Annotated in this window: 28 protein-coding genes; 13 read left to right on the plus strand and 15 right to left on the minus strand. The window is 60.7% G+C overall.

The genetic code is table 11. The features are described from left to right. Positions 1-76: 76 nt before the first annotated feature. Genes arsK through HGP12_RS23225 form a run of 4 tightly spaced genes read right to left on the minus strand, consistent with a single transcriptional unit; the run spans position 77 to position 2750 of the window. Positions 77-1288, minus strand: coding sequence for an arsenite efflux MFS transporter ArsK (arsK, locus tag HGP12_RS23210; RefSeq protein WP_168841170.1), 1212 nt, complete (start codon positions 1286-1288; stop codon positions 77-79). Then, on the minus strand, positions 1245-1673 hold the full coding sequence (gene arsC / locus HGP12_RS23215; RefSeq protein ID WP_168841171.1) for an arsenate reductase (glutaredoxin): 429 nt from the start codon (positions 1671-1673) through the stop codon (positions 1245-1247). Before arsC ends, arsK begins: the two co-directional genes overlap by 44 nt. Beyond that, the gene (locus HGP12_RS23220) at positions 1670-2371 is read right to left on the minus strand and encodes an MIP/aquaporin family protein (protein ID WP_168841172.1); all 702 of its coding nucleotides are present in this window, start codon (positions 2369-2371) and stop codon (positions 1670-1672) included. The genes arsC and HGP12_RS23220 overlap by 4 nt, the downstream gene beginning before the upstream one ends. Positions 2372-2396: 25 nt before the next feature. Beyond that, the gene (locus HGP12_RS23225) at positions 2397-2750 is read right to left on the minus strand and encodes a helix-turn-helix transcriptional regulator (RefSeq protein ID WP_168841173.1); all 354 of its coding nucleotides are present in this window, start codon (positions 2748-2750) and stop codon (positions 2397-2399) included. 42 nt (positions 2751-2792) lie between these two features. Between HGP12_RS23225 and HGP12_RS23230 the strand changes: the two genes are divergently transcribed. Then, positions 2793-3305 (plus strand): DUF6428 family protein, encoded by a 513-nt coding sequence (locus HGP12_RS23230; RefSeq protein WP_168841174.1) that lies wholly within the window; start codon positions 2793-2795, stop codon positions 3303-3305. A gap of 122 nt (positions 3306-3427) precedes the next feature. Next, on the plus strand, positions 3428-4087 hold the full coding sequence (gene yihA, locus HGP12_RS23235; protein ID WP_168841175.1) for a ribosome biogenesis GTP-binding protein YihA/YsxC: 660 nt from the start codon (positions 3428-3430) through the stop codon (positions 4085-4087). A gap of 73 nt (positions 4088-4160) precedes the next feature. On the opposite strand, the gene HGP12_RS23240 is transcribed toward yihA, so the two are convergent. The 3 genes from HGP12_RS23240 to HGP12_RS23250 form a co-directional block, all read right to left on the minus strand. After that, positions 4161-4718, minus strand: coding sequence for a fasciclin domain-containing protein (locus tag HGP12_RS23240; protein WP_168841176.1), 558 nt, complete (start codon positions 4716-4718; stop codon positions 4161-4163). A gap of 108 nt (positions 4719-4826) precedes the next feature. Further along, positions 4827-5540 (minus strand): anti-sigma factor domain-containing protein, encoded by a 714-nt coding sequence (locus HGP12_RS23245; protein WP_168841177.1) that lies wholly within the window; start codon positions 5538-5540, stop codon positions 4827-4829. Further along, on the minus strand, positions 5537-6076 hold the full coding sequence (locus HGP12_RS23250; RefSeq protein ID WP_168841433.1) for a sigma-70 family RNA polymerase sigma factor: 540 nt from the start codon (positions 6074-6076) through the stop codon (positions 5537-5539). Before HGP12_RS23250 ends, HGP12_RS23245 begins: the two co-directional genes overlap by 4 nt. Positions 6077-6474: 398 nt before the next feature. Here HGP12_RS23250 and argB point away from each other — a divergent pair, with 398 nt between their 5' ends. Beyond that, the gene (gene argB / locus HGP12_RS23255; protein WP_120662855.1) at positions 6475-7362 is read left to right on the plus strand and encodes an acetylglutamate kinase; all 888 of its coding nucleotides are present in this window, start codon (positions 6475-6477) and stop codon (positions 7360-7362) included. A 48-nt stretch (positions 7363-7410) separates the two neighbouring features. Here argB and HGP12_RS23260 read toward each other — a convergent pair whose 3' ends face one another. Continuing rightward, on the minus strand, positions 7411-8181 hold the full coding sequence (locus tag HGP12_RS23260; protein ID WP_168841178.1) for an isocitrate lyase/phosphoenolpyruvate mutase family protein: 771 nt from the start codon (positions 8179-8181) through the stop codon (positions 7411-7413). A 217-nt stretch (positions 8182-8398) separates the two neighbouring features. On the opposite strand from HGP12_RS23260, the gene HGP12_RS23265 reads away from it, so the two are divergent. Together HGP12_RS23265 and HGP12_RS23270 are read left to right on the plus strand one after the other, a co-directional pair. Beyond that, positions 8399-9103 carry a pyrimidine 5'-nucleotidase gene (locus tag HGP12_RS23265; protein WP_168841179.1) on the plus strand — a complete coding sequence of 235 codons (705 nt, stop codon included), beginning with the start codon at positions 8399-8401 and terminating at the stop codon, positions 9101-9103. 127 nt (positions 9104-9230) lie between these two features. After that, positions 9231-9842: an EF-hand domain-containing protein gene (locus HGP12_RS23270; RefSeq protein ID WP_168841180.1), complete on the plus strand. Its 612-nt coding sequence runs from the start codon at positions 9231-9233 to the stop codon at positions 9840-9842. Positions 9843-9903: 61 nt separating this feature from the next. Here HGP12_RS23270 and HGP12_RS23275 read toward each other — a convergent pair whose 3' ends face one another. Beyond that, positions 9904-10776, minus strand: coding sequence for an LOG family protein (locus tag HGP12_RS23275; protein ID WP_168841181.1), 873 nt, complete (start codon positions 10774-10776; stop codon positions 9904-9906). Positions 10777-10990: 214 nt separating this feature from the next. Between HGP12_RS23275 and dapD the strand changes: the two genes are divergently transcribed. The 3 genes from dapD (at position 10991) to HGP12_RS23290 (ending at position 13786) form a co-directional block, all read left to right on the plus strand. After that, entirely contained in the window at positions 10991-11848 is an 858-nt protein-coding gene (dapD, locus tag HGP12_RS23280; protein ID WP_168841182.1) for a 2,3,4,5-tetrahydropyridine-2,6-dicarboxylate N-succinyltransferase, read from the plus strand. Between the two features lie 158 nt (positions 11849-12006). Then, on the plus strand, positions 12007-13200 hold the full coding sequence (dapE, locus tag HGP12_RS23285) for a succinyl-diaminopimelate desuccinylase (RefSeq protein WP_168841183.1): 1194 nt from the start codon (positions 12007-12009) through the stop codon (positions 13198-13200). Beyond that, positions 13187-13786, plus strand: a complete 600-nt coding sequence (locus HGP12_RS23290; RefSeq protein ID WP_168841184.1) for a hypothetical protein — start codon at positions 13187-13189, stop codon at positions 13784-13786. The genes dapE and HGP12_RS23290 overlap by 14 nt, the downstream gene beginning before the upstream one ends. A 16-nt stretch (positions 13787-13802) precedes the next feature. On the opposite strand, the gene truA is transcribed toward HGP12_RS23290, so the two are convergent. The 5 genes from truA to def all read right to left on the minus strand — a co-directional run bounded on the left by truA (position 13803) and on the right by def (position 16911). Further along, positions 13803-14606 carry a tRNA pseudouridine(38-40) synthase TruA gene (truA, locus tag HGP12_RS23295; RefSeq protein ID WP_168841185.1) on the minus strand — a complete coding sequence of 268 codons (804 nt, stop codon included), beginning with the start codon at positions 14604-14606 and terminating at the stop codon, positions 13803-13805. Beyond that, positions 14606-15553 (minus strand): methionyl-tRNA formyltransferase, encoded by a 948-nt coding sequence (gene fmt, locus HGP12_RS23300; protein ID WP_168841186.1) that lies wholly within the window; start codon positions 15551-15553, stop codon positions 14606-14608. Before fmt ends, truA begins: the two co-directional genes overlap by 1 nt. A gap of 70 nt (positions 15554-15623) precedes the next feature. Next, positions 15624-16043: a type II toxin-antitoxin system VapC family toxin gene (locus HGP12_RS23305; protein ID WP_168841187.1), complete on the minus strand. Its 420-nt coding sequence runs from the start codon at positions 16041-16043 to the stop codon at positions 15624-15626. After that, positions 16040-16330 (minus strand): FitA-like ribbon-helix-helix domain-containing protein, encoded by a 291-nt coding sequence (locus tag HGP12_RS23310; protein ID WP_168841434.1) that lies wholly within the window; start codon positions 16328-16330, stop codon positions 16040-16042. Before HGP12_RS23310 ends, HGP12_RS23305 begins: the two co-directional genes overlap by 4 nt. A 65-nt stretch (positions 16331-16395) precedes the next feature. Further along, positions 16396-16911 (minus strand): peptide deformylase, encoded by a 516-nt coding sequence (gene def / locus HGP12_RS23315; RefSeq protein ID WP_168841188.1) that lies wholly within the window; start codon positions 16909-16911, stop codon positions 16396-16398. Positions 16912-17097: 186 nt separating this feature from the next. On the opposite strand from def, the gene HGP12_RS23320 reads away from it, so the two are divergent. The 3 genes from HGP12_RS23320 to HGP12_RS23330 all read left to right on the plus strand — a co-directional run bounded on the left by HGP12_RS23320 (position 17098) and on the right by HGP12_RS23330 (position 21810). Beyond that, a complete protein-coding gene (locus HGP12_RS23320) occupies positions 17098-18282 on the plus strand; it encodes a DNA recombination protein RmuC (RefSeq protein ID WP_168841189.1) in 1185 nt (394 codons plus the stop codon). A gap of 103 nt (positions 18283-18385) precedes the next feature. Further along, entirely contained in the window at positions 18386-19285 is a 900-nt protein-coding gene (locus tag HGP12_RS23325) for a ribokinase (RefSeq protein ID WP_168841190.1), read from the plus strand. Positions 19286-19476: 191 nt separating this feature from the next. Continuing rightward, positions 19477-21810: a methyl-accepting chemotaxis protein gene (locus HGP12_RS23330; protein ID WP_168841191.1), complete on the plus strand. Its 2334-nt coding sequence runs from the start codon at positions 19477-19479 to the stop codon at positions 21808-21810. A gap of 79 nt (positions 21811-21889) precedes the next feature. Here HGP12_RS23330 and HGP12_RS23335 read toward each other — a convergent pair whose 3' ends face one another. Beyond that, positions 21890-22834 (minus strand): nucleoside hydrolase, encoded by a 945-nt coding sequence (locus HGP12_RS23335; RefSeq protein ID WP_168841192.1) that lies wholly within the window; start codon positions 22832-22834, stop codon positions 21890-21892. Between the two features lie 231 nt (positions 22835-23065). Here HGP12_RS23335 and HGP12_RS23340 point away from each other — a divergent pair, with 231 nt between their 5' ends. Further along, the gene (locus HGP12_RS23340; RefSeq protein WP_168841193.1) at positions 23066-23497 is read left to right on the plus strand and encodes an Hsp20 family protein; all 432 of its coding nucleotides are present in this window, start codon (positions 23066-23068) and stop codon (positions 23495-23497) included. A 158-nt stretch (positions 23498-23655) separates the two neighbouring features. Then, on the plus strand, positions 23656-23913 hold the full coding sequence (locus tag HGP12_RS23345) for a DUF1150 family protein (protein WP_168841194.1): 258 nt from the start codon (positions 23656-23658) through the stop codon (positions 23911-23913). Positions 23914-23991: the final 78 nt, after the last annotated feature.

The raw sequence follows: 23991 nt of genomic DNA on the forward strand, positions 1-23991 counted from the left end.
TCCGCGGGGCTTTTCGTTATTTGGCGGCGGGTGCCATCGCACGCGAACTCGGGCACCGACGCGCCGCCAATAACGGTCACCGCAATGCCGCGATGGAAGATAGAGCAGCGATGGAAAGCCCGCCCAAAGCGGCCGTGACGGCGAGTGACGGCGTGATGCCGATATTCGCCATCGCGAATGCCAGGACGAACGGGGCAAGAGCTGAAAGGATCAGCCGTGCCGCCATCATCTTTCCCTGAAGCTTCCCGTAGCCGTCGCTGCCGAAAAGGTGCAGAGGCAGCGTTCCGGTGACGATGCTGAGGAGGCCGTTGCCCATGCCGAAGATCATCGCGAAGGCCATGGCGCCGGGCACGGAGGGAGCCGAAAGCAGAAGTACGAGCACCCCGCCCGGAATCAGCGCCGAGGCGATCACGGCCAGATGCAGTGCGGGCAGGCTCTTGCCGAACACCATGTTGATGAGGCGGCTGCCGACCTGCGACGGGCCGAAGAGTGTCCCCACAAGCGCGGCGGTCGCGCCAAGGCCGAGGCCGGATAGCAACGGCACCAGATGCACGAGGATGGCCGAACTGACGAGCGACATCAGCGAAAAGCCAGTGACCATGATCGCAAAGCCGAGGCGACGACGAGCAGGTAGCAACACCCCCTCGACGCGCGCAGCGACGGTCGATGCCTTCGCCCCGTGCGTCGATCCCTGACGCGACAACCACGCGTGGATTGGCAGGCAGAGACAGAGGTTGAGGGCGGCGAAAACCAGATAGACGTTCTGCCAGGCGAGATGGGCATGAAGTGCCGTGGTTATCGGCCAGAAGATTGTCGAGGCGAACCCGGCAATCAGCGTCAGATGGGTAATGCTGCGGGAAGCGGCCTGTGGCCGGATCTGCACGAGCAGCGCAAAGGCGGCGCCATACTGGACCAGATTGGCGGAAACCTCGATCGCGATGAGTGCGGCGACATAGACCGCCTTGTTGGGCGCTAGGGCGCAAGCGGCCAGAGCTGCGGCCGCCACGAAGGATCCGATCGTCATCACCCGTGCAGCGCCGATCCTGTCGAACAGCACGCCCAGCCACGGCGCGGTGAGGCCGCCGGTGAGAAGCGCGACCGACAATGCGCCAAAGACCCATTCGCTCGACCACGCGAACTGCATGGCCATATCGGGCGCAAGGATGCTGAAACTGTAATAGAGGGTGCCGTAACCGATGATCTGTGTAACGCCGAGCGCAAACACGGCATGAAGCGGCACGCGTTCAGACAAGGCGCTTGCCGTCGGCGTCGAGAACCTGCTCGCCATCTTCCTTGATGAACGGGCCTTTATACGTATCGGGCAGGATATCCAGGACAACCTCCGAAGGCCGGGCCAGACGCGTGCCCATGGGCGTGACGACGAACGGGCGGTTGATCAGGATCGGATCCTTCAACATGGCATCGAGCAATTGGGCATCGGTCAAGTCCGGATTGTCGAGGCCGAGCTCGGCATAGGGCGTGCCCTTTTCGCGGATCGCCTGCCTGACGGTCAAACCCGCATCGGCAATCATCTTGACGAGATCATCGCGACTTGGCGGATTGCTCAGATATTCGACGACGGTCGGCTCGATGCCGGCGTAACGGATCATTGCCAAGGTGTTGCGCGAGGTGCCGCAGTCGGGATTGTGGTAGATCGTAACATCCATGGTCATGGGGCGGGTTCCGTTTCAGCGAGAGTTTGAGGATTGCGGGCTTCCATCAGCAGCCAGTTCGCAAGCGTCAGTGCCAGCAATGCGCCGAGGATTTCCGCCACGATAAAACCCGGCAGATCGACAGGACGGATGCCGGCGAAGGTGTTCGTCAGCGAGCGGGCGACTGCGACAGCCGGATTGGCGAAAGAGGTGGAAGCGGTAAACCAGTATGCAGCCGTGATGTAGAGGCCGACCAGCCATGATACGGCGTCGGCGCGAAACCGCAGGCCGGAGAGGATGACGAAGACGAGGCCGAAGGTGGCCGCCACCTCGGCCAGCCATTGCGCGCCGCCGCTGCGGATGGTTGTCGAGGCCTGCAGCAGTGGCAGTTCGAACATGGCATGCGCGAGGATCGTTCCGGCAATGCCGCCGAGGATCTGGGCGACGACATAACCCAGAGCCGACATCGCGGCCAGCTCGCGGCGTATCGCAAAGACCAGCGATACGACCGGGTTGAAGTGGGCGCCGGATATCGGCCCCAGGACGGCGATCAGCACGACGAGGATCGCGCCCGTAGACAGCGTATTGGCGAGCAGCGCAAGCGCCGTATCGCTCGTCAGTCTGTCCGCCATGATGCCCGAACCGACGACCGTCGCGACCAGAAGGCCCGTACCCAGGGCCTCCGAGATAAGACGGCGCGAAAGCGGAAAAGATGTCATGGCTTCAGGCCCCATATCAGCATATTCATGGAACATTTCTCGCAGCTGGTACGCAGCAGGCAGCGACTTGCGCCGCCGGCGCGCAGACCTCCGGATGCCCCGCGCAGCAATCTTCCATCAGGAAGCGGACGAGAGCTCCGAGCACATCGTAGTTGGCGGTGTAGACGATAGAGCGGGATTCCCGCTGCTGGCCAATGAGGCCGGCCCGATCCAGTTCTTTCAGATGGAACGAAACATTCGAGGGCGATACCTCCAGCTTCTCTGCAATCATGCCCGCAGCCATCCCATCAGGACCGGCAACGACGAGCATGCGGACGATCTGCAGGCGGGTCTCCTGAGAGAGTGCGCCGAACGAAGCGAGGGCTTGACCTTCATCCATATTTCAATAATCCTTGAAGTGTTGAAATATGGAGTACATCAAATGAATGCGATCGACAAGACCCCGTCTTCGGATATCAACCTCGGCCTTTTGCTTGAGACTTTGGCCGTTGCCGGCGATCTGCCCCTTGTATTCCGCTATGACGGTCGGCCGGTGAGGCCGGGCTATCACGTCACAGAAGTTAAGGCCGGGCAGTTTTCGGCATTGGACTGCGGGGCCAACCCGGAAGCATGGGCTGAGATTTTCGTGCAGCTTTGGGATATCGAGGAAGGCAACCGCACGCATATGCCGGCGGGTAAATTCGCCGCTATCATCCGCAAAGTTTCCGAGCACGTGCAGCTCGACGGCTCCGCGAGGTTGACCTTTGAGGTGAGCGACGGGGTGCAGCCGATGCAGCTCTACTGCGCATCAACTCCTGTCGTCGGCGACGATGCCGTGTATGTCGAACTCACTGCCCGCGCGGCCAGCTGCAAGCCACGTGACCGGTGGCTGGCAGAACAGACCCAAGCGGCAACCTCCTGTGGATCAGCGAATGCTGCCAAGTGCTGCGGCTAGTCATTACCCACTCCTTGGCCGATACCGAAGCTCGGCAGCACGAAGCCAAATGCCGATCAAAACTTGACTTTCGCGGACAAAAGCTTGAAGCCAATCCGCGGAACCAAGCAAAGATCGAGAGAATGGCAGATCAGACGACCAAAGACGACAAGCCGCTTTTCGGGCGTCCGTGGATTTTCATCCGCGGCGTGCCGTCGATGAAGTTTCTGCCGCCGGAAGGGCCGCTGGAAGTGGCTTTCGCCGGACGCTCCAATGTCGGCAAGTCGTCGCTGATCAATGCGCTTGTGGGGCATAGGGGGCTTGCGCGCACGTCCAACACGCCGGGCCGCACGCAGGAACTCAACTATTTCGTGCCCGACGGCTTTTCCGGAGAAGGCGCCGACCTGCCGCCGATGGCGCTGGTGGACATGCCGGGCTACGGCTATGCGGAAGCGCCGAAGGAACAGGTGGATGCCTGGACGAAGCTCGTCTTCGACTATCTGAGGGGACGCACGACGCTGAAGCGCGTCTATGTGCTTATCGACAGCCGCCACGGCATCAAGAAGAACGACGCGGACGTTCTGGACCTGCTCGACAAGGCCGCGGTGTCCTACCAGATCGTGCTCACCAAAACCGACAAGATCAAGGAAGCGGGCATACCGAAGCTGCTCGCCGATACCGCCGAAAAAATCCGCAAGCGCCCCGCTGCCTATCCCGGCATCCTCGCCACCTCCTCGGAAAAAGGCGTAGGACTTCAGGAATTGCGCGAGGCCATCGGGCTGACGGTCGGGATCGACGTCTGACGCCCGCATCGACGGATGAGGCCGCCGCTCCCTACCCCGCTTTGGAGAACGGCGGCCGTGTTGCCGCGAAGGATTACATTTTCGGCAACAACACCTTATCGACGACATGGATCACGCCGTTCGACTGCTTGACGTCGGCGATGGTTATCTGAGCGGTTCCGCCGGCCTCGTCGGTCAAAGTCAGCCTGCCGCCCTGAGCCATGGCCTTGATCGTGCAGCCGCCAACTGTCTTCAGATCATACTCACCACCCTTGCTCTTCGCCCATTTCCTGATGGCGGCGGCCATGTCATCGCCCGCGACGACATGGCAGGTCAGCACCTTCACCAGCTTTTCCTTGTTCTCCGGCTTCAGCAACGTCTCCACCGTACCGGATGGCAATTTCTCGAAAGCCTCGTTGGTGGGGGCAAAGACCGTGAAAGGGCCTTTGCCTTCCAATGTGCCGACCAGGCCCGCAGCCTTCACGGCCGCGACCAATGTCGTGTGATCCTTCGAATTTACGGCATTCTCGATGATGTTCTTGCTGGCAAACATCGCAGCACCGCCCACCATGGGATCCTTGGCATAGGCAAGGCTGGTTGCGGCAGACAGCATTGCCGCCACGGCGGCAACGCAAAACACGGTCTTGGTCATGACGTCTCCTCTTCCCTCTATTGCCCCGATCAAGCGGGGTCGGAAGAAGATACGGAGCGCGCTGAAAAGAGTTTCAGCCGCAGCGGCGTTTCCGCAATACGCCGTTCATCAAGGCAAATGGATCGTACCGGAGGCGACGACATCGCCCGTAGGCTTGCCGGTCGGCGAGCCGCCGAAGGGCTCGACGCTGACGGCGATGATCGCGCCTTCGGTCAATCTGCCGTGAAGTTCCGGCGGCAGAATGATTTCGCCGTCGCCAGTCTGCGGCAGGACACCCAGGGCCTCGGCAGGATCGCTACCGCGAATCAGCCACAACTCCAGCGATTTCTCTTCCGGTTTACCGGCGGCGATCGGCGTCACTTTCAGACGCCCATTGGCGACGTCGTAATTGGCCAGGAGATTGATAGGGCTGTTCTGGCCGGAAAGGGATGCGGTGAGCTGCTTGCCGGGGGCAGGCCGCAAGACGCCTTCATTCGTGATGGCGAAGACGAGCACGCCGGCTGCCACGAACAACGAGCCGAAGGCGACCGAACGCCAAAGCATCAGCGAATTCCAAAGATGGGCGCCGAGTGCCGCCTCCCCGAAAATCCTCTTTTCGATCTTCGGAAACACGGTGGCCCCAGGCGTCACCGCGTCGTATTCTTCGTTGAATTCCGATAGGTTCTGCTCCCAGCGGCTGACGATGGCGGCAAATTGACGGTCGCTGCGCATGCGGCGCTCGACCTTCTGCCGGTCCTCCAAGGAAAGCACGCCAAGCACATATTCTCCGGCCAGGACTTCATCGCGGGAGCGGCCTCCCTTGCTTTGATCGGGCGTACTCATCGGTCCATGCACTCTCTCAGTCTGATCAGGCTTCGGCGCAGCCAGGTGCGCATAGTATTCAATGGCACAGCGTGTTGGTCGGCGAGCTCTTGGTAGCTCAAGCCCTCGACATAGGCGCTGCGAACGGCCCGTGCGCGATCAGCTTCCAACTCTTCCATGCACCTGTCAATCCGCCTTCCCTCTCCCTTCACGATTGCTTGCTCTTCAGGGCCGGGTTCCAGGTCGGCAAGATCGTAGGCTGCGTCTATTTCGTCGGCCACGGGCTTGCGGGCGCGGACGAAATCGATGGACCGATTGCGCGCGATTGTCGTCAGCCAGGGCATCGCCGGCCCTTCCGAGGCTGTAAACTGCTCGGCGCGCTGCCAGATCCTGATATAGACCTCCTGCAAAACGTCTTCCGCATCCGCCCTGTTGCCGACAATACGCAGGCAAACACCAAGAAGTTTTGAGCTGCTGTGTTTATAGAGCACAACAAAGGCTTTCTGATCGCGCATGGCAACGCGACCGATCAGCGCTTCCATCTCCTCGCTCGCCATCCACCCCCCCGGGGTGACGCCTGCACCATCTTTAGAAGAAAACTCTCCCACGGCAAACGTGCCAAGGCCATCAATTTCGGCGACGCTCATGTGACATAGCGTCAACTAGAGCCGGATGATTTTAGGTCTGTTCGACCTAAAATCTGAATCCGCTCTAGAATCAAAGAAGTAGAGCGTGATGTCGTCCGAAAACCGCCTACACTTTTCAGCATCACGCTCTAAAAGCACGGCGCGATCTTTCAGATACGCTTTTCGCGCTTTAGATATTTGATTTGGCGCATGTCGTTATCGCAAAACCGCTGAACACTTTTGCGCGACATGCTTTAATCCCGTTATCATTATTCCCTCTGTCAAAAACTTGAGATAAAAGGCCCGCGAACAATTCCGAAGGGTGCACCATGTCCGAAGCCCAAAGCGAACTCCAAGCCAACCTGCTCGCACAGGCGCTGCCCTACATGCAGCGCTATGAAAACAAGACCATCGTCGTGAAATATGGTGGCCACGCCATGGGCAACGTCGAACTCGGCAAGGCCTTTGCCGCCGATATCGCCCTCCTGAAGCAATCCGGCGTCAATCCGATCGTCGTCCATGGCGGCGGCCCGCAGATCGGCGCCATGCTGACGAAGATGGGCATCGAATCGAAATTCGAAGGCGGACTGCGCGTCACCGACCAGAAGACGGTTGAGATCGTTGAAATGGTGCTTGCCGGCTCGATCAACAAGGAAATCGTCGCGCTGATCAACCAGACCGGCGAATGGGCGATCGGTCTTTGCGGCAAAGACGGCAACATGGTCTTCGCCGAGAAGGCGCACAAGACCATCAAGGATCCGGATTCCAACATCGAGCGCGTGCTCGATCTCGGCTTCGTCGGCGAAGTCGTCGAAGTCGACCGCACCCTGCTCGATCTGCTCGCCAAGTCCGAGATGATCCCGGTCATCGCGCCGGTTGCCCCCGGGCGCGACGGCGCGACCTACAACATCAATGCCGACACCTTTGCCGGCGCGATCGCCGGCGCGCTGAGCGCCACGCGCCTGCTGTTTTTGACCGACGTTCCGGGCGTGCTCGACAAGCAGGGTCAGCTCATCAAGGAGCTTTCCGTGGCGCAGGCCCACGCGCTGATCGCCGACGGCACGATTTCCGGCGGCATGATCCCGAAGGTCGAGACCTGCATCGACGCCATCAAGGCGGGCGTTCAGGGTGTCGTCATCCTCAACGGCAAGACGGCTCACTCCGTGCTGCTCGAAATCTTCACCGAGCACGGTGCCGGTACGCTGATCGTTCCGTGAAAGGGTTCAGGCGCCCCGCGGAAGAGCTGTGGGGCGCCGCCAGGCCGTTCAGGACGGCCGGTAGATGGCTTCGGCCTCGCTTTTCAACATTCCCATGACCGATCGGTACGGCGCTGGCCCATAGCTTATGCGGCTGACGCCCAGCCTTGCCATGGTCTCGTTATCAGGCGTCGTCGGACGCACCATGATGTTGACGGGCAGAGGGGAGCGTTCGCAGAGCGCGCCGATCAATTCCGGATCGACGAGCCCCGGCGCGAAGAAGCCGCTGGCACCGGCCTCGGCAAAAGCATCGGCGCGACGAAAGGCGTCATCCAGCAGGAGCTGATGATGCGCCGTATCGGTTTCCTGCAGGAACAGATCGGTACGGGCATTGATGAACAATGGCATCTCGCGGCGATCGGCCATTTCGCGGATTGCGCGGATGCGCGCCGCCTGCGTCTCGACGGGATGAACGCCGTGGCCGCCGATGACCTGATCTTCGAAATTGATGCCGACGGCGCCATGATCCATGATCTTTTCGACATTGGCGGCGACGTCTTCGGGTTCGACGGCATAGCCACCCTCGAAATCGACAGACAAGGGCAACGGGCTCGTCACCGAGATCAGCTTGGCGGTCACCGCCAGCAGTGACAAGGGTATCGCCTCGCCATCGCCGAAGCCGTTGGCAGCAGCGACCGACCAGCTTCCCGTCGCCAGCGCCTTCGCGCCCGCCTCAGTGACGGCCTTGGCAGAGCCCGCATCCCATATATTGAAAAGGATCACCGGCTCACCTTTGCGGTGCAGCTGAGCGAATTCTTGCGCCTTTTCCACCTGACTCATCGCATCCCCTCCGAAAAGCCCGGCCGGGCGAATCTCTCTCCACAACCCGAGAGAGCGTAAGCCCTCCCTCACATGAAGGATAGAGTAAAAGCCCGGAAATCAATAGTAAAATCATAGTGGGTATCGAAGTGGACGGCAAACTCCTCGATATGACCCGTATGTTGCAGCACGCATATTTTCCTTCCCCTCCCGGGAGAGGGCGTGCGATAAGCTTTCCATGAGCCACACAAAAACACTATCCGAACCATCAGATTTCTCCCACATCCGCGATTGGGTATTCGATCTCGATAACACGCTCTATCCGCATCATGTCGATCTCTTCGCGCAGATCGACAGGAACATGACCGCCTATGTCTCCGCCCTCTTGCAGATGGATAGGGAAGAAGCGCGAAAGCTGCAGAAGCAATATTACCTCGAGCACGGCACGACCCTGCAGGGATTGATGATCCATCACGGTATCGATCCCAATGATTTCCTGGAAAAGGCCCATGCGATCGACTATTCGGCGCTGACGCCCCAGCCGGAACTGGCCGCCGCCATCAAGGCGCTGCCGGGACGCAAGTTCATCTTCACCAATGGCAGTGTCAAACATGCGCAAGCGACGGCCGGCGCGCTCGGCATTCTCGACGGTTTCGATGACATTTTCGATATCGTTGCGGCCGACTACGTGCCGAAACCCGCAGGCTCGACCTATGATAAGTTCATGAGCCTCAACCGCGTGGACACGAAGAGGGCGGCCATGTTCGAAGACCTGCCGCGCAATCTGACCGTGCCCAAGGCGCTCGGCATGAAAACCGTGCTGCTGGTGCCCCAAAACCTCGAGACGACCGTCGTCGAATGGTGGGAGCGCACCACGGGCGAGGACGATCACATCGACTATGTGACCGACGACCTGACGAGCTTCCTCAAGACGTTGATTTAACATCAGGGATTTAACCATTCATTAGGGCGGGGTTACCAAAGTTTCATCCGCCTTACAGAGGTTTAATTGGTCGTTTTCGACCGCCAGCCGTATCGTTTGACCATTCCTCGACACGAAAGGAAAAACGATGAACGGAAAAAAATTTCTTCTTGCAGGACTTTCCGCAGCCCTTCTGGTGGGTGCCGCCGCCCAGGCAAGCTTTGCAGCGCAGGGCGACGAGGCACGGGGCGAGCATAGCGGACGCTGGCATGGACCTCGTTTTTCGCCGGAAATCGTCTATGTGCGCATGTTGAAACAATTCGGCCAGCCTGGCGACACGAAGGTCACCAAGGATGAGGTGAAGGCCGGCGTCGACAAGATCTTCGACCAGATCGACACCAACCACGACGGCGAGATCACCCCCGGCGAACTACGCGCCTATCGTCAGGAACGCATCAAGGAATGGAAGGCCGAGCACGCCAAGGCAGATGGCGACCAGGCCCAGAACGATCAGAGCAAGGGTGACGAGGCTCAGGCCGACAATAACGGCCCGCGCCATCACAGGCCGCATGGCCGCTTCATGCACGAAGCAGGCTTGATGCGCGGCATGATGCTCTTCCATCGCATCGACAAGGATGAAAACGGCCAGATCAGCAAGCAGGAAGCCGAAGACGCCGCCAACAAGCTCTTCGACCGCATGGATCGCAACCATGACGGCGCGATCTCGCTGGACGACATGCCGAACCGGCCGCTGCTGTAAACCGATCGATCAACCCGATCCGAAAGCCCGCCCTCGCCTTTGCGATGGCGGGCTTTCGTCGTCAGTGCCCGTTATCGTGCTCGTAGAAATCCGCGACGATCTTCCAGGCTTCGTCGGCGGTATCAACGAAGCTGATCAGGTTTACATCGTCAGGCGCAATGGTGCCGAATTCGGCCAGCGCTTCGAAATTGACGATGCTGCGCCAGAACTTCTCGCCGAAGAGAATGAGCGGCAGGCGCTCCATGCGGCCGGTCTGGATCAGCGTCAGGCATTCGAACAATTCGTCGAGCGTGCCGAAGCCGCCCGGAAATACCGCGATCGCCTTGGCGCGCACCATGAAATGCATCTTGCGGATGGCGAAATAGTGAAAATTGAAGCTGAGCTCCGGCGTCACATAGGCGTTCGGCGCCTGCTCATGCGGCAGCACGATGTTGAGGCCGATCGACGGCGCTCCTTCTTCGGCCGCACCGCGATTGCCCGCTTCCATCACGCCCGGGCCGCCGCCGGTGACAACGACATATTCGTGGAAGTCGAAGCCGGCGGAATAGCGCGAGCAGAGCCGGGCGAACTTGCGCGCCTCCTCGTAATACACCGATGCGGCCTCGAGATTGGCGCGCTGCACATCGTTGCGCGCGGCCCATGCATTGGTGCCGGGCGCGGGAATGCGCGCGCCTCCGAACATGACGACGGTCGAATTGATGCCGCGTTCGGTCAGATACATTTCGGTCTTCAGCAATTCGAGCTGCAGGCGGATCGGCCGCAGTTCCTCACGGCACAGAAAATCCTCGTCCGCATAAGCAAGCCGGTAGGAGGGCGACATCGACTGCGGCGTGCGCGGCACGGACTCGGCCCGCTTCTTGTCCGCCGAGCTCGTCTTCAACGGGTCCCAAACCCCGTCCTTACGCCTCAGCCTGCCGTTCTTCGCCTTGCTCATCTATTCATGCCTTTCGAATCGATCATGACGGGCCGTTCCCGCGTGCGGGCGAGAGTAGCCAAGCTCTTGCATATGCCCCTACAACGCCTTGAATCCAAGCTCAATCGGCGCGGAAAAGACATTCCATTTTCAAACTCCATGCTATAGGACCAATCGACCGCTTCCGGACCCTTGCCGGAAATCACGATAGGCACTGACGTTTTAAGGAATTCCCATGAGCGCTAACGATCTCGCCTCCCTCGAAAAGTCCATCGAGGCTGCCTTTGACAATCGCGACAATGTGAACACCTCGACGCGCGGCGAAGTCCGCGAGGCCGTCGAAACGGCGCTCAATCTCCTCGATAGCGGCAAGGTTCGCGTGGCCGAGCGCGGTGCGGACGGCAACTGGACCGTCAACCAATGGCTCAAGAAAGCGGTTCTGCTCTCCTTCCGCCTGAACGACATGAAGATCGTCGAAGGCGGCCCCGGCAATGCCACCTGGTGGGACAAGGTTCCCTCGAAGTTTGAAGGCTGGGGTGAGAACCGCTTCCGCGACGCCGGCTTCCGCGCCGTGCCGAATGCCGTCGTGCGTCATTCCGCCTATATCGCTCCCAACGCCATCCTGATGCCGTCCTTCGTCAATCTCGGCGCCTATGTCGGCGAAGGCACCATGGTCGACACTTGGGCGACGGTCGGCTCCTGCGCGCAGATCGGCAAGCACGTGCACCTCTCCGGCGGCGTCGGCATCGGCGGTGTGCTGGAACCGATGCAGGCCGGCCCGACGATCATCGAGGACAATTGCTTCATTGGCGCCCGCTCCGAAGTCGTCGAAGGCTGCATCGTCCGCGAGGGCTCCGTGCTCGGCATGGGCGTCTTTATCGGCAAGTCGACCAAGATTGTCGATCGCGCCACCGGCGAGATCACCTATGGCGAAGTTCCGCCCTATTCGGTCGTCGTCGCCGGCTCGCTGCCGAGCAGCAACACCATGGCGAACGGCCAGCCGGCCCCCAGCCTCTATTGCGCCGTCATCGTGAAGCGCGTCGACGAAAAGACCCGCTCGAAGACCGGCATCAACGAGCTGCTGCGCGATTGAATTGTAAGATTTTGGAAGCGCGATCGTCACATCGCGCTTCCCTCATGCTTGCCGGGTGAGCATGCCTGTGCGATTGCTGGAATCGCGGCAAAGAATTTCGACTCGTCGCCGATCCTTTGCCATCGCTTTGCCATTTCCCGCCGGATAAGTTGCCTCCGATGACCGTTACCGATCCTGTCTCCAATCTGCAGACCCTCATTCGCTGTGCCTCCGTCACCCCGGCCGAAGGCGGTGCGCTGACCGCGCTTGCCGACATGCTGCTGCCACTTGGCTTCAAGGTCGAGCGCATGACGGCGAGCGAGCCGGGAACGCCCGATATCGAAAACCTCTATGCGCGGCTCGGCACGGATGGGCCGCATCTGATGTTTGCTGGACATACGGATGTCGTTCCGGTCGGCGATGCCGCCTCCTGGAGCCACCCGCCCTTTGCCGCCGAAATCGCCGATGGCGAACTTTTCGGCCGCGGGGCCGTCGACATGAAGGGCGGCATTGCCTGTTTCGTGGCGGCCGTGGCGCGCCATATCGAGAAGAACGGCAAGCCTGCCGGCTCGCTCTCCTTCCTGATCACCGGCGACGAAGAGGGACCGGCAATCAACGGCACGGTCAAGCTGCTGCAATGGGCTGCCGAGCGCGGCGAGACGTGGGATGCATCGCTCGTCGGAGAGCCGACCAATCCCGACCGGCTCGGCGACATGATCAAGATCGGCCGCCGCGGCTCGATCTCCGGCTTCATCACCGTTCACGGCGTGCAGGGCCATGCCGCCTATCCGCATCTCGCCGACAATCCGGTGCGCAGCATCATCAAGCTGACGGAAGCGCTGCTCGATCCGCCCTTTGACGCGGGCACGGACAGTTTCCAGCCGTCGAACCTCGAAGTGACGAGCATCGACGTCGGCAATACCGCCACCAACGTCATCCCCGCCAAGGCAACCGCCGCCTTCAACATCCGCTTCAACGACACCTGGACCGCCGATACGCTGAAGGCCGAAATCCTTGCCCGCCTGGACGCGGCGGCCGCCGACGAGACGCTGCGCCCCGGTCGGCCGCCGACGAAATACGACATCACATGGTCCGAACGCCCGAGCCAGGTCTTCCTGACGCGCAACAATGCGCTGATCGCCTCGCTCTCCGCTGCCGTCGAAAACATCACCGGCCAAAGGCCAGCACTTTCGACCACCGGCGGCACGTCGGATGCCCGCTACATCAAGGACTACTGCCCTGTCGTGGAATTCGGGCTCGTCGGCCAGACCATGCATATGGTCGACGAGCGGGTGGCGCTCTCGGATCTCGAAACGCTGACCGAGATTTACCAGACCTTCATCCAGCGCTGGTTCGAGAATGCCGACCTTTAGGGAAGTCCAATATTACCTGTCCGGCCTATGGCTGCTGATCCGCATGGATGCGCGCGGCTTTCAGTATCTGGACATATCGGACCGCGGCATGCTGCGCTCCTTCTGGGCCATTCTCTGGAGCCTGCCGTCGATCGGCATTTCATGGTTATGGTGGCAGCAGGCCTATCTGACCGCCATGCCGCCCGAAACATCCACCGGTCTCGCCTTCTTTCTGCGCCTGGCACTGGTCGAGGCTGCGAACTGGCTGATACCGCCCATTCTCGCCGGCTTGTTGCTTTTGGTCTTCCGTTTCGGCGACAAGTTCACGCCGATCGTCGTTACCGTAAACTGGCTTTTCGTGCCGGCGAATTATCTGAACGCACTGCTCGTCGCCATGATCGTCTTCGTTCCCGGCTCGAAGGGCTTGGCAGCGCTTTTATCGCTGGCGCTGACCATGGCTACCATCTTTGCGCTGGCGCGTATCCTCAGGATGATCTGCGGCACGCATCCGCTTTTCGTCGGCACGCTGACGCTGATGCTGCTCATTCCAAACCTGCTGCTGACGGATTTCCTGCAGCGCTTCCTCGGGGTCTATCCGCCGATTTGAGGCAGTCGCAACGGGACTACGGCATATCCTCGCCACCGTCGGCATTCTCGCCCTCGCCAGGCAAACCGGCATCGTCGCGATAATCCACCTGCATGAAATAGAGCCCGTCCGGCGGGGCGACGGGGCCGCAGGCCTTGCGATCCCTGGCTTCCAGCGCCGCGCGTACATCGTCGGGCGTCCATTTGCCTTCGCCCGCCAGCTTCAGCGTGCCGGCGAAGGAACGGATCTGATTGTGCAGAAAGCTTTGCGCCGTGGCGCGGATCTCGATGAGCTCGCCGCTGCGCGTCACATCCAGCCGGTCGAGCGTGCGCACCGGACTGTTTGCCTGGCAATGCGCCGAGCGGAAGGTGGTGAAATCGTGCAGTCCCACAAGGGTCTGCGCCGCGGCATTCATGACCTCGTGATCCATGTCCTTCGGCACCCACCATGCGCGGCCGGCCTCCAGCGCCAGGGGCGCGCGGCGGGCGATGATGCGATAGAGATAGTGGCGGCGAATGGCCGAAAAGCGCGCGTCGAAGCTTGTATCGACCTCAACGATATCGAGAATGGCGACCTTCTCTCCGGCCATCCTCAAATGGGCATTGAGCGCATTGCGCAGCGTATAGGTCTTCCAGTCCTTGGAGAGGTCGGCATGCATGACCTGACCCATGGCGTGCACGCCGGAATCCGTGCGCCCCGCCCCGCGGATCGAAACCGTCTCGCCGGTCAACGACAGGATGGCGCCTTCGATCGCGCCCTGGACGGATGGGCCGTTCTCCTGGCGCTGCCAGCCGACATAGGGGATGCCGTCATATTCGACGGTCATTTTGTAGCGCGGCATCAGGCCTGCTCCGAGGCGAGCACGGTGCCCGGCGCGATCGGCGTGCCGCGCAGGAAGTCGGCTGCCGCCAAGGGCTTGCCGCCAGCTTTCTGCAGCTTCGTCAGCCTGATCGCACCAGAGGCGCAGGCAATGACGAGATCGTCCGTCAGCACCTGGCCGGAGGTTCCTGTGCCCTCGGCCAATTCCGAGCCGAGCACCTTGATGCGCTCGGACTTGCCGGCGATTTCAGCCTCGAACCAGGCGCCGGGAAACGGCGACAGACCGCGAATATGATTATGAACATCCACCGCCGGCTTGCCGAAATCGATGCGGGTTTCGCCCTTATCGATCTTTGCGGCATAGAGAACGCCTTCGGACGGCTGGGCGATCAGCGGCAGTTCGTCATGCTCCAGCTTGTTCATCGCCTCGGCCATCGCCTCCGCGCCCACAAGCATCAGCCTGTCATGCAGCTCGCCAGCGGTCATGGTGTCGCCGATCTCGACTTCGCATGTGAGCGCAACTGGCCCGGTATCGAGCCCCTTGTCCATCTTCATCACCATCATGCCGGTCTTGGCGTCGCCGGCCATGATCGCCCGCTGAATGGGGGCGGCACCGCGCCAGCGCGGCAACAGCGAGGCATGACCATTATAGCAGCCGAGGCGCGTGCCGGTCAGGATCGCCTCCGGCAGCAGCAGTCCATACGCCACGACGACGGCGACATCGGCATCCAGGTCGCGGAAGCGCTGGCGCTCGTCGGGATCCTTGAAGTTGACCGGTGTGAACACCGGCAGCCCCAACAGCTCAGCCGCCTGATGCACCGGCGATTTCTGCAGATCCAGCCCCCGCCGGCCACCGGGACGCGGCGGCTGCGTATAAACGGCGCCAACCTTGTGCCCGGCATCGATCAGGGACCGCAATGTCGGCACGGAGAATTCGGGCGTTCCCATGAAAATGATGTTGAGCGACATGCGATCCATCCGGCTAAGATATCGGTTTCGAGCAACCCGGCAGTAGCTGCACGCACCGCGGGGTCAAACGCTAGCCGCCTTCAAACGGGTTTATGAGCTTGAGATCAAGCCCTTCGAAGTCTTTTGTGTTGCGCGTCGCCAAGGTCGCCCCGCTCGCGAGGCAGATGGCGGCGATCATGGCGTCTTGCACGGAAATCTGATGCCCCGAGCGCTGACGATGCGCGCGAATACGTCCTGTCTCAATAGCGGAATTTTGATCGAACCGAAGTATCCTGCCTTGAAACGACTGAAGCAACGCATTGAAAATTCGCACGTAGCGATCAGATCGCGTGCGAAGTAAAAAGCGCTCCGCGCCGTAGGACTGCTCCATCACCACGACATCGCAAAGATAGAGCTCCGTGCTTGACCGAGCCTTCATCCAGATTGTAACATTTTGATCGGGTGCAGGTTTTTCCAATTCGGAAATGACATTCGTATCAAGGAGGATCATTCAAAGTCCTCGACCGGACGGCCGAAATCCTTCTTTCTCTCCGCTTCGATCTCATCCATGATACGGGCATATTCCACCCCCGCCTTATCATCGCCGTCGTAGAGAATCGGCCGCAAAAGATCCCAGGCAGACAATCGGGGGCTCTCCGTTGCGGCTTTCTCTGCGACCAGAGCCTTTTGCAAAAGTTCTTTTGCTTCTTCGGAGAGGCTGCGTCCCGCCTGCTTTGCCCGTTCTGCGATATTCTGTTTCATCGGCTCGGAAATATCGCGAATCAAAAGATCACTCATTCGCGCCTCCATTTGATATCAATGATATCATAGGCGTTTCAAGCCGATCTTTCAATGGCTGGAGCTCAGAGAGCTTTCGACTTGGCCGCCTTGGTGAACTTCTTGATCACCATTTCGCGCTTCAGGCGCGAAATATAGTCGATGAAGAGCACGCCGTTCAGGTGATCGATCTCGTGCTGAAGGCAGGTTGCCAGCAAGCCATCGGCCTCGGTGAGTTGCTCCTTGCCGTTGCGGTCGAGATGTTTGACGGTGACGCGTGCCGGACGCTCCACTTCGGCATAGTAATCCGGAATGGAAAGGCAGCCTTCCTCATAGACCGAGCGCTCGTCCGACGAGGCGACGATTTCCGGATTGATGACGACCAACGGCTTCTTCTCTTCACCTTCGCGCGCGACGTCAATGACGAGCATGCGGCGGGGAACGCCGATCTGGATCGCCGCAAGGCCGATGCCCGGCGCGTCGTACATGGTTTCCAGCATGTCGTCGGCAAGGCGCTGAGTTTCGGTATCGATGCGCTCAATGGGCTTCGAAGCCTGGCGGAGCAGCGGATCGGGCAAAATGATAAGTGGCTTGATCGTCATGACGTTTCCCATAACGCATCTTGTTGTGCGATGGAATCGTCAAGATGGCTGCGAGGACGTGTTTTTTCAACGCCGCCCATCCGGATCAACGCAAATGACCCGAAAACTCTGTTCACGTTTTGATCTGGATATTCGCGACAATTTTGCTATGGTGCCGATGAGTACTTCACCAGCGCGCCAGGTTTCATGTCCTTTATCATCTTCGGCCAAGCCATTTCCACGGTCCAGGTTCTAACCGGCCTCGTCATCATGCTTGCTATCGCAGTGATCGCCCTTTTCGTCCGCGGCAGAGCGCGAGCGGAGGACGATGAGCTCGACGCCGAACATACGATGACCGCGCTGCTGCGGTCGCAGGCGGAGATGCAGGGGCGGCTTGCCACCATGGCCGAAGTGTTCGGCTCCAGGCAGGCCGAGCTCAATCAGGCGATCGGGCAGCGTCTGGACGGCATGTCGCAACGGGTGACGGCAACGATCGGCGAGCAGACGCGCTCGACGCACGAAAACCTGCGCCGGCTGCAGGAAAGGCTCGCCGTCATCGATGCGGCACAGATCAATATCCAGTCGCTGGCAAAGGATGTCGTCGGCCTGCAGGCCATCCTGTCCAACAAGCAGACGCGCGGCGCCTTCGGCCAGGCGCGCATGGAGACTATTGTTGCCGATGGCCTGCCGATGGGCGCCTACGCATTCCAGCCGACCCTTTCCAACGGCTCGCGGCCGGACTGCACCATTCGCATGCCGAACGGCTCGCCCCCGCTTGTTGTCGATGCCAAGTTTCCGCTGGAAGCCTGGAACGCCATCCGTGCTGCGGCCAATCCCGATCACGGCAGGATTGCGGCCCAGCAATTCCGCAGGGATCTGGAGCTGCATATCCGCGATATCGCCGAGAAATATCTTATCCCGAGCGAGACCCAGGACACGGCCTTTCTCTTCGTGCCCTCGGAATCGATCTTCGCGGAGATCCACGAGAATTTCGAGGCGATCGTGCAGAAGGCCCAGCGCGCGCGCATCGTCATCGTCTCGCCTTCGCTGCTGATGCTGTCGATTCAGGTCATTCAGGCTGTGCTGAAGGACCAGCGCATGCGCGAGCAGGCCCATGTCATCCAAAGCGAAGTGGCGCATCTGATGGACGATCTTTCGCGGCTGGACGAACGCGTGCGCAAGCTCCAGGGCCATTTCGCCATGGCGCAGAAGGATGTCGACATGATCGTCACCTCGGCCGACAAGCTGACAAGGCGCGGCGAGCGAATAGAGGCGCTGGAATTCGAGACCGCGAAAGAAAAAGAACCGGTGAAGGCGCGCGTGGAGGACAGGCCCAAGCCTGTCGACAACCGCACGAGCCAACTCAAGCTCAGGGTAGTTGACGAGGACTGATCGCTTCGGGCAGTGTCGCGCCCAATCGATGCATGATCCACTAAGACATAAGGCAGCCTTCGGGCAGGATCATGCGGGATCAACACCCAGGGCAGGACACCGCATGATCACTATTTTCGGCTCCATCAACATGGACCTCATCGCCACCACGGATCGTTTGCCGAAGCCGGGCGAAACCGTCGCCGGCAACGGCTTTTCCACCGCCGCCGGCGGCAAGGGTGCCAACCAGGCACTCGCGGCACGCCGGGCCGGGGCAACGGTCCGCCTCAGCGGAGCAGTCGGCAATGATGGCTTTGCGGAACCTGCGCTTGCCTTGCTCGATGCCGCAGGCACCGATCTTTCCGCCGTCAGGCGCGTATTCGAGCCGACCGGCACGGCCCTCATCCTGGTGGGCGGCGACGGCGAAAACATGATTGCCGTCGTTCCAGGCGCCAACGGCACGAATACCGCCGAACACGTAGCCGCGGCCGTCGCCGCACTGAACCCTGGCGATACGCTGATGCTTCAGCTCGAAATCCCCGTCGCCGCCGTCGAGATGGCGCTGAATGCGGCGAAGGCCAAGGGCGTGCGTACAGTGCTCAATCTCGCTCCTCTGATCCCGGAGGCGGCCCGCCTCGGCCGGCTTGCCGATATCGTCATCGCCAACGAGACGGAATTCGAAAGACTGGCCGGCCAGGACAATATGTCGGCGGCCGAGCGAGAAGCAGCCCTCGTCCGCCTGCATGGCGAAACCGGGCAGATCCTGATCGTCACGCTTGGCGGCGACGGTGTCATCGCCATCCGTGACGGCGAGGTTTCGCGTGCCAAGGGTCTCGTCATCGAGCCGGTCGATACGGTCGGCGCCGGCGACACTTTCTGCGGCTATTTTGCCGCGAGCCTTGATCAAGGTCTGGATTTCAAGGCCAGCCTGCGCCGTGCCGCCGTCGCCGGTTCGCTGGCCTGCCTGAAGCCGGGCGCGCAGCCATCCATTCCGGTTGCAAGCGAAGTCGCCGAAAAACTTTAAGAGTAAATTTCGTGACCTTGCGAAGCGCAATTAATTAAATTTTTGCGCTTCCACATCATTCTCCTTTGGCCTGGCGTGTATGGCCTTCCGGCTGCGGCAGGATTTTAACGGCGGTCCCATGACAGGGCCATCCTGCGCCGACTTTGCATCTGGATAATGTGTATCCGACGCATCGCTTTTTCGAGGAAATGATGTTTATCTTTCGTATGAAGTCGCTTGCGGCCAAGCTGATCTTGGTCACCGGGCTGGCGATTGCGCTCGTGTTGCTGGTTTCCAACTTTTTATTGATTTCCCAGACTCGCGATCGCGTCGAGGCACTGACGATGGATCAGGCCAATACCGAGGCCAAATCCATCTCCAACGAGATCGCCGCCAATGTCGGCGAAATGGCCAGCGCCGCCCGCTCCATGGCTGCCATCATCGGCCGCGGCCACGAAGGCCATACCTTCGATCGCAAGGGCATGATCAACATCCTCAAGGCGAATGTCGAACAGAATGCCTTTGCCTTCGGCAGCTGGTTCTGCGAGCAGCTCGGCGCGCTGGACGGCAAGACGACGGAACTCGCCAACAACAAGGATGAAGGTGTCAACGACAAGGGTGCCTTCGCGCCCTATTGGTCCAAGACCAAGGATGGCGGCATCCAGTTCTCCACTTTCGACAACGATTACACGGCCGCCTGGTGGAAGCTTGCAGCCGATAGCGGCAAGGGTGCGATTACCCCGCCCTACCTCGCCCAGGGCACCGACGTCCCGACGACCATGAGCTCGATCGCCTATCCGGTAATGTCCGGCGGTAAGCTGATCGGCATCGCAGGCGTCGATATCTCTCTTGCCTCGCTTTCCACCAAGCTGCAGAAACTTCAACCTTTCGGCACGGGTCGCGTTCTGCTGGTTTCCCAGGACAACAAGTGGCTCGTTGCGCCGGCCCCCGACCTGCTGATGAAGGATTATAACGGCTCCGGCGCGGACACCATCAAGGCAGCGCTGACTTCCTCTTCCGCAAACCTGCTCAGGAACCTTTCGGAAAACGGCGGCGAGGAATTCGATCGCGTCGTCTACCCCTTCGCCGTTCCGGGCCTCAACGCGACCTGGGTCGTCCTCATCGACGTGCCGCACAGTGCGATCGCAGCGCCGGTGCGTGACCAGACCTATATGATGATCGTCGCCGGCATCCTTGTGCTCGCCGCCGTCATGCTGGCTCTCTATGCCGCCGTGCGCGGCTTCGTGCAGACGCCGCTCGCCGGTCTCGTCGCCAGCGTCAAACGCCTCAGCGCCGGCAACTACGCCGAGCCGGTTGCCGGTCAGGCCCGCGCCGACGAAGTCGGTTCCGTCGCCAAGGCGCTGGAAGGCTTCCGCTTCAAGCTGGCCGATACCAAGCGCCTCGAAGGCGAAGCCAACGATCAGCGTCTGGCTGCCGAGGGCGAGCGTCGCCGTTCGGAAGCCGAACGCGGCGAGAGCGTCGCGCTGCAGCGCCAGATCGTCAGCATTCTGGGACAAAGCCTGGCCGAACTCTCGAAGGGCAATCTCAATCAAAGGATCACGGACGACTTCCCGGGCGAATACGCCCAGCTCAAGCAGGATTTCAACGCCGCGCTGGCAAGCCTCGAAGAAACCGTCCACACCGTCAATGTCAGCGTCGGCAATATCGGCGGCGGCACCAGCGAAATCAGCAACAGCGCCTCGGATCTCGCCCGTCGCACCGAGCAGCAAGCGGCAAGCTTGGAAGAGACGGCGGCGGCCCTCAACCAGCTCACCGCGCAGGTCAATTCGAGCGCCGAAAACGCCCGCACCGCCGCAAGCAGCGTCAATGCCGCGTCTAAGGATGCCGAGCGTTCCGGCGAGATCGTCCAGCGGGCCATTTCCTCCATGCATGGCATCGAGCAATCGTCGCTGGAAGTGTCGCGTATCATCGGCGTCATCGACGAGATCGCCTTCCAGACCAACCTGCTGGCGCTCAACGCCGGCGTCGAAGCCGCCCGTGCCGGTGAAGCCGGCAAGGGGTTTGCCGTCGTTGCGCAGGAAGTTAGAGAGCTCGCCCAGCGCTCGGCCAACGCCGCCAAGGAAATCAAGACCCTGATCAATGCTTCGGCGGGGCAGGTCAAGGAAGGCGTGGATCTGGTCGGCCGCACAGGCGATGCCCTGCACAAGATCGCCCAGCAGGTGATGGAGATCAACGGCCTGATCCGCCAGATCTCCGCCTCCGCGAGCGAGCAGGCCATCGGGCTGAAGGAAATCAACTCCGCCATGAACCAGATGGATCAGGTGACCCAGCAAAACGCCGCGATGGTCGAGGAAACCACTGCCTCCAGCGTGGCGCTTGCCGAGGAAGCCCAGACGCTGAAGGCCCTCGTCGCACGGTTCCGCACCGTAGGCGCCGCTCAGGACAATGCCGGCGCGTTGCGGGCCACCGCCCAGCAGATGCGGGCGCCTGTCTCTCCGCGCAGGGCAGCCGCGCCGACGCGCAAGCCCGTTCTTCAGACCCAGGGTGCCAATGCGCTTGCCCAGGACGATTGGGAAGAATTCTAAGCCGGCTTAGTTTGATGAATCAAAAGGCCGCCGGAGCGATCCGGCGGCCTTTCTGTTGATCCCGATCAGATAGTCTCGATCAGATACGGGCGAACCGCTCCGTCAAAAGCGCGAAGAAGCCGTCGGCATCGACATCGCGCATAACCTTGGCATTGTGCTTGCGGTCAGTGACGTGCCACCAATCGACAACCGTCATACCCACCGTCAGCTCCGACGTTACCTCGATCTCGACATTGCACTCGCGCCCCTTGAACAGCTCGGGTTTCAGGAGATAAGCGATAACGGTCGGGTCGTGCAGCGGGCCGCCATCCGAGCCGTATTTCTCGATGTCAAAGCGCTCGAAGAATTCCAGCATCTCCACCATGGCCTTGGCCGGCGGAGTGCCGACGGCAGCGATGCGGACGACGCGATCCTTTCGGGTCAGCAGCTTATGCGTGACATCGAGCGGCATCATGACGATGGGCACGCCGGAGCGGAACACGACATCTGCCGCCTCCGGGTCGACATAGATGTTGAATTCGGCGGCCGGCGTGATGTTGCCGCCCTCGAAGAAGCCGCCGCCCATCATGACAAGTTCGCGCACCCGCGCGACGATGTCAGGTGCCTTCTGGAAGGCCATCGCGATATTGGTCAGCGGTCCGAGCGTGCAGAGGGTGACTGCCCCTTCCGGCTCCTTGCGCAGCGTGTCGATGATGAAATCGACGGCGTGGCCCGGCTGCAGCTCCATCGTCGGCTCGGCTAGATCCGGGCCGTCGAGGCCGGTCTTGCCATGTACATGCTCGGCGGTGACCAGCTTGCGCTTCAGCGGTGCATCGGCGCCGGCGAAAACCTTGACGTCGCGGCGATTGCAGAGCTCGCAAACGATGCGGGCGTTACGGCTCGTCAGCCGCAGCGGCACATTGCCGGCGACCGTGGTGATGCCAAGCACGTCGATCTCCTGGCGGCTACCGAAGGCGAGGAAGATCGCCGCGGCATCGTCCTGACCGGGGTCGGTGTCGATGATGATTTTTCTGGGTTCGGTCATATCTGTGGCTTTCCTCCGGTAACGATCGACAGGCTTTGTCGCGGGTCCGGTCGGGCTTTGTCAAGCGCTCGAAGGCCATGTGACGAAACGAATCCTCACGGCGGAATTCCATCTCGCAAATGCGAAGATGCGATGGCTTGCACTCACAGGCGCGTACTCCCATATTAGGGACAACCGGGTGCTGAAAATCAGGTCCGGAACGGTCGCTTGACACCCAAGGACTTTGAGACGATGAGCCGGACGACTCCCTTTGCCAGCCCGCTACTTCTGGGCTTCGATACCATGGAAAAGACGCTGGAGCGGATTTCCAAGGTCAGTGACGGATACCCCCCTTACAATATCGAACGGATGCGTGCGGACCGCCTGTCGGGCGAGCCGGAGCGGCTGCGCATCACGCTCGCGGTCGCAGGCTTTTCGGAAGAGGAACTCGATGTCAGCACAGAGGAAAACCAGCTTCTGATCCGCGGACGCCAGATCGAACAGGGTGAGCGCGACTATCTCTATCGCGGCATTGCCGCCCGGCAATTCCAGCGCGTCTTCGTGCTTGCCGACGGCATGCAGGTGCTCGGCGCCACGCTAAAGAACGGCTTGCTCTCCGTCGATCTCATCCGGCCGGAACCGGACCGTATAGTAAAGAAAATTAACATTTCGGTCTCACAGTAGAACAACGGCCTAGAGCCGGATGATTTTAGGTCGAATCGCCCTGAAATCTGAATCCGGCCTAGAATCAAATAGCTAGAGCACGATGCCGTCCGAAAGCCGATTATAGTTTTCGACATCATGCTCTGGGGCCGTTGGTCCCTCATACTGGAGGTACGAGCATGTTGTTGAAAGAAGCTACCGCCCGCCTGACCCAAACCGAGCTTGCCAATATCGGCGCCGGCGAGGTCGCCTACATCAGAAAAATGGACTGGTCCGAAGTATCCCGCTGCTTCCCGGAAGCGCCGAGCATCGACCCTGATGTCGATCTCTGGGCACTTTTCGGCGCCGACGGCACGCCGATCCTTTTAACGGACAATCGCTCCAGCACATTCTATCGTGCGGCGGAAGACGAACTGAAGACGGTCAGCCTGCACTGACCTGAAGCGTCGCCCGGCGGTGAACTTCATCGCTTGCAAGGACCGCATCGAACCGGCCCCATCCTGCGACGCATGCGC

The organism is Rhizobium sp. P28RR-XV, assembly GCF_012641385.1.
Lineage (GTDB): Bacteria > Pseudomonadota > Alphaproteobacteria > Rhizobiales > Rhizobiaceae > Rhizobium.

Excerpts from the sequence above, each read along its gene's own strand:
- HGP12_RS23250 (WP_168841433.1), bottom strand. The coding sequence starts at position 6,076 with ATGGCGAGCGAGGAGATGGAAGCGCTGATCGGTCGCGTTGCCATGCGC.
- HGP12_RS23320 (WP_168841189.1), top strand. The coding sequence starts at position 17,098 with ATGTCCTTTATCATCTTCGGCCAAGCCATTTCCACGGTCCAGGTTCTA.
- HGP12_RS23270 (WP_168841180.1), top strand. The coding sequence starts at position 9,231 with ATGAACGGAAAAAAATTTCTTCTTGCAGGACTTTCCGCAGCCCTTCTG.
- HGP12_RS23310 (WP_168841434.1), bottom strand. The coding sequence starts at position 16,330 with ATGAGTGATCTTTTGATTCGCGATATTTCCGAGCCGATGAAACAGAAT.
- HGP12_RS23225 (WP_168841173.1), bottom strand. The coding sequence starts at position 2,750 with ATGGATGAAGGTCAAGCCCTCGCTTCGTTCGGCGCACTCTCTCAGGAG.
- fmt (WP_168841186.1), bottom strand. The coding sequence starts at position 15,553 with ATGTCGCTCAACATCATTTTCATGGGAACGCCCGAATTCTCCGTGCCG.
- HGP12_RS23325 (WP_168841190.1), top strand. The coding sequence starts at position 18,386 with ATGATCACTATTTTCGGCTCCATCAACATGGACCTCATCGCCACCACG.
- HGP12_RS23340 (WP_168841193.1), top strand. The coding sequence starts at position 23,066 with ATGAGCCGGACGACTCCCTTTGCCAGCCCGCTACTTCTGGGCTTCGAT.
- HGP12_RS23240 (WP_168841176.1), bottom strand. The coding sequence starts at position 4,718 with ATGACCAAGACCGTGTTTTGCGTTGCCGCCGTGGCGGCAATGCTGTCT.
- arsC (WP_168841171.1), bottom strand. The coding sequence starts at position 1,673 with ATGACCATGGATGTTACGATCTACCACAATCCCGACTGCGGCACCTCG.
- HGP12_RS23335 (WP_168841192.1), bottom strand. The coding sequence starts at position 22,834 with ATGACCGAACCCAGAAAAATCATCATCGACACCGACCCCGGTCAGGAC.
- arsK (WP_168841170.1), bottom strand. The coding sequence starts at position 1,288 with ATGGCGAGCAGGTTCTCGACGCCGACGGCAAGCGCCTTGTCTGAACGC.
- HGP12_RS23220 (WP_168841172.1), bottom strand. The coding sequence starts at position 2,371 with ATGACATCTTTTCCGCTTTCGCGCCGTCTTATCTCGGAGGCCCTGGGT.
- HGP12_RS23230 (WP_168841174.1), top strand. The coding sequence starts at position 2,793 with ATGAATGCGATCGACAAGACCCCGTCTTCGGATATCAACCTCGGCCTT.
- yihA (WP_168841175.1), top strand. The coding sequence starts at position 3,428 with ATGGCAGATCAGACGACCAAAGACGACAAGCCGCTTTTCGGGCGTCCG.
- truA (WP_168841185.1), bottom strand. The coding sequence starts at position 14,606 with ATGCCGCGCTACAAAATGACCGTCGAATATGACGGCATCCCCTATGTC.
- dapE (WP_168841183.1), top strand. The coding sequence starts at position 12,007 with ATGACCGTTACCGATCCTGTCTCCAATCTGCAGACCCTCATTCGCTGT.
- def (WP_168841188.1), bottom strand. The coding sequence starts at position 16,911 with ATGACGATCAAGCCACTTATCATTTTGCCCGATCCGCTGCTCCGCCAG.
- HGP12_RS23345 (WP_168841194.1), top strand. The coding sequence starts at position 23,656 with ATGTTGTTGAAAGAAGCTACCGCCCGCCTGACCCAAACCGAGCTTGCC.
- HGP12_RS23265 (WP_168841179.1), top strand. The coding sequence starts at position 8,399 with ATGAGCCACACAAAAACACTATCCGAACCATCAGATTTCTCCCACATC.
- HGP12_RS23260 (WP_168841178.1), bottom strand. The coding sequence starts at position 8,181 with ATGAGTCAGGTGGAAAAGGCGCAAGAATTCGCTCAGCTGCACCGCAAA.
- HGP12_RS23245 (WP_168841177.1), bottom strand. The coding sequence starts at position 5,540 with ATGAGTACGCCCGATCAAAGCAAGGGAGGCCGCTCCCGCGATGAAGTC.
- HGP12_RS23275 (WP_168841181.1), bottom strand. The coding sequence starts at position 10,776 with ATGAGCAAGGCGAAGAACGGCAGGCTGAGGCGTAAGGACGGGGTTTGG.
- HGP12_RS23330 (WP_168841191.1), top strand. The coding sequence starts at position 19,477 with ATGTTTATCTTTCGTATGAAGTCGCTTGCGGCCAAGCTGATCTTGGTC.
- argB (WP_120662855.1), top strand. The coding sequence starts at position 6,475 with ATGTCCGAAGCCCAAAGCGAACTCCAAGCCAACCTGCTCGCACAGGCG.
- HGP12_RS23305 (WP_168841187.1), bottom strand. The coding sequence starts at position 16,043 with ATGATCCTCCTTGATACGAATGTCATTTCCGAATTGGAAAAACCTGCA.
- dapD (WP_168841182.1), top strand. The coding sequence starts at position 10,991 with ATGAGCGCTAACGATCTCGCCTCCCTCGAAAAGTCCATCGAGGCTGCC.
- HGP12_RS23290 (WP_168841184.1), top strand. The coding sequence starts at position 13,187 with ATGCCGACCTTTAGGGAAGTCCAATATTACCTGTCCGGCCTATGGCTG.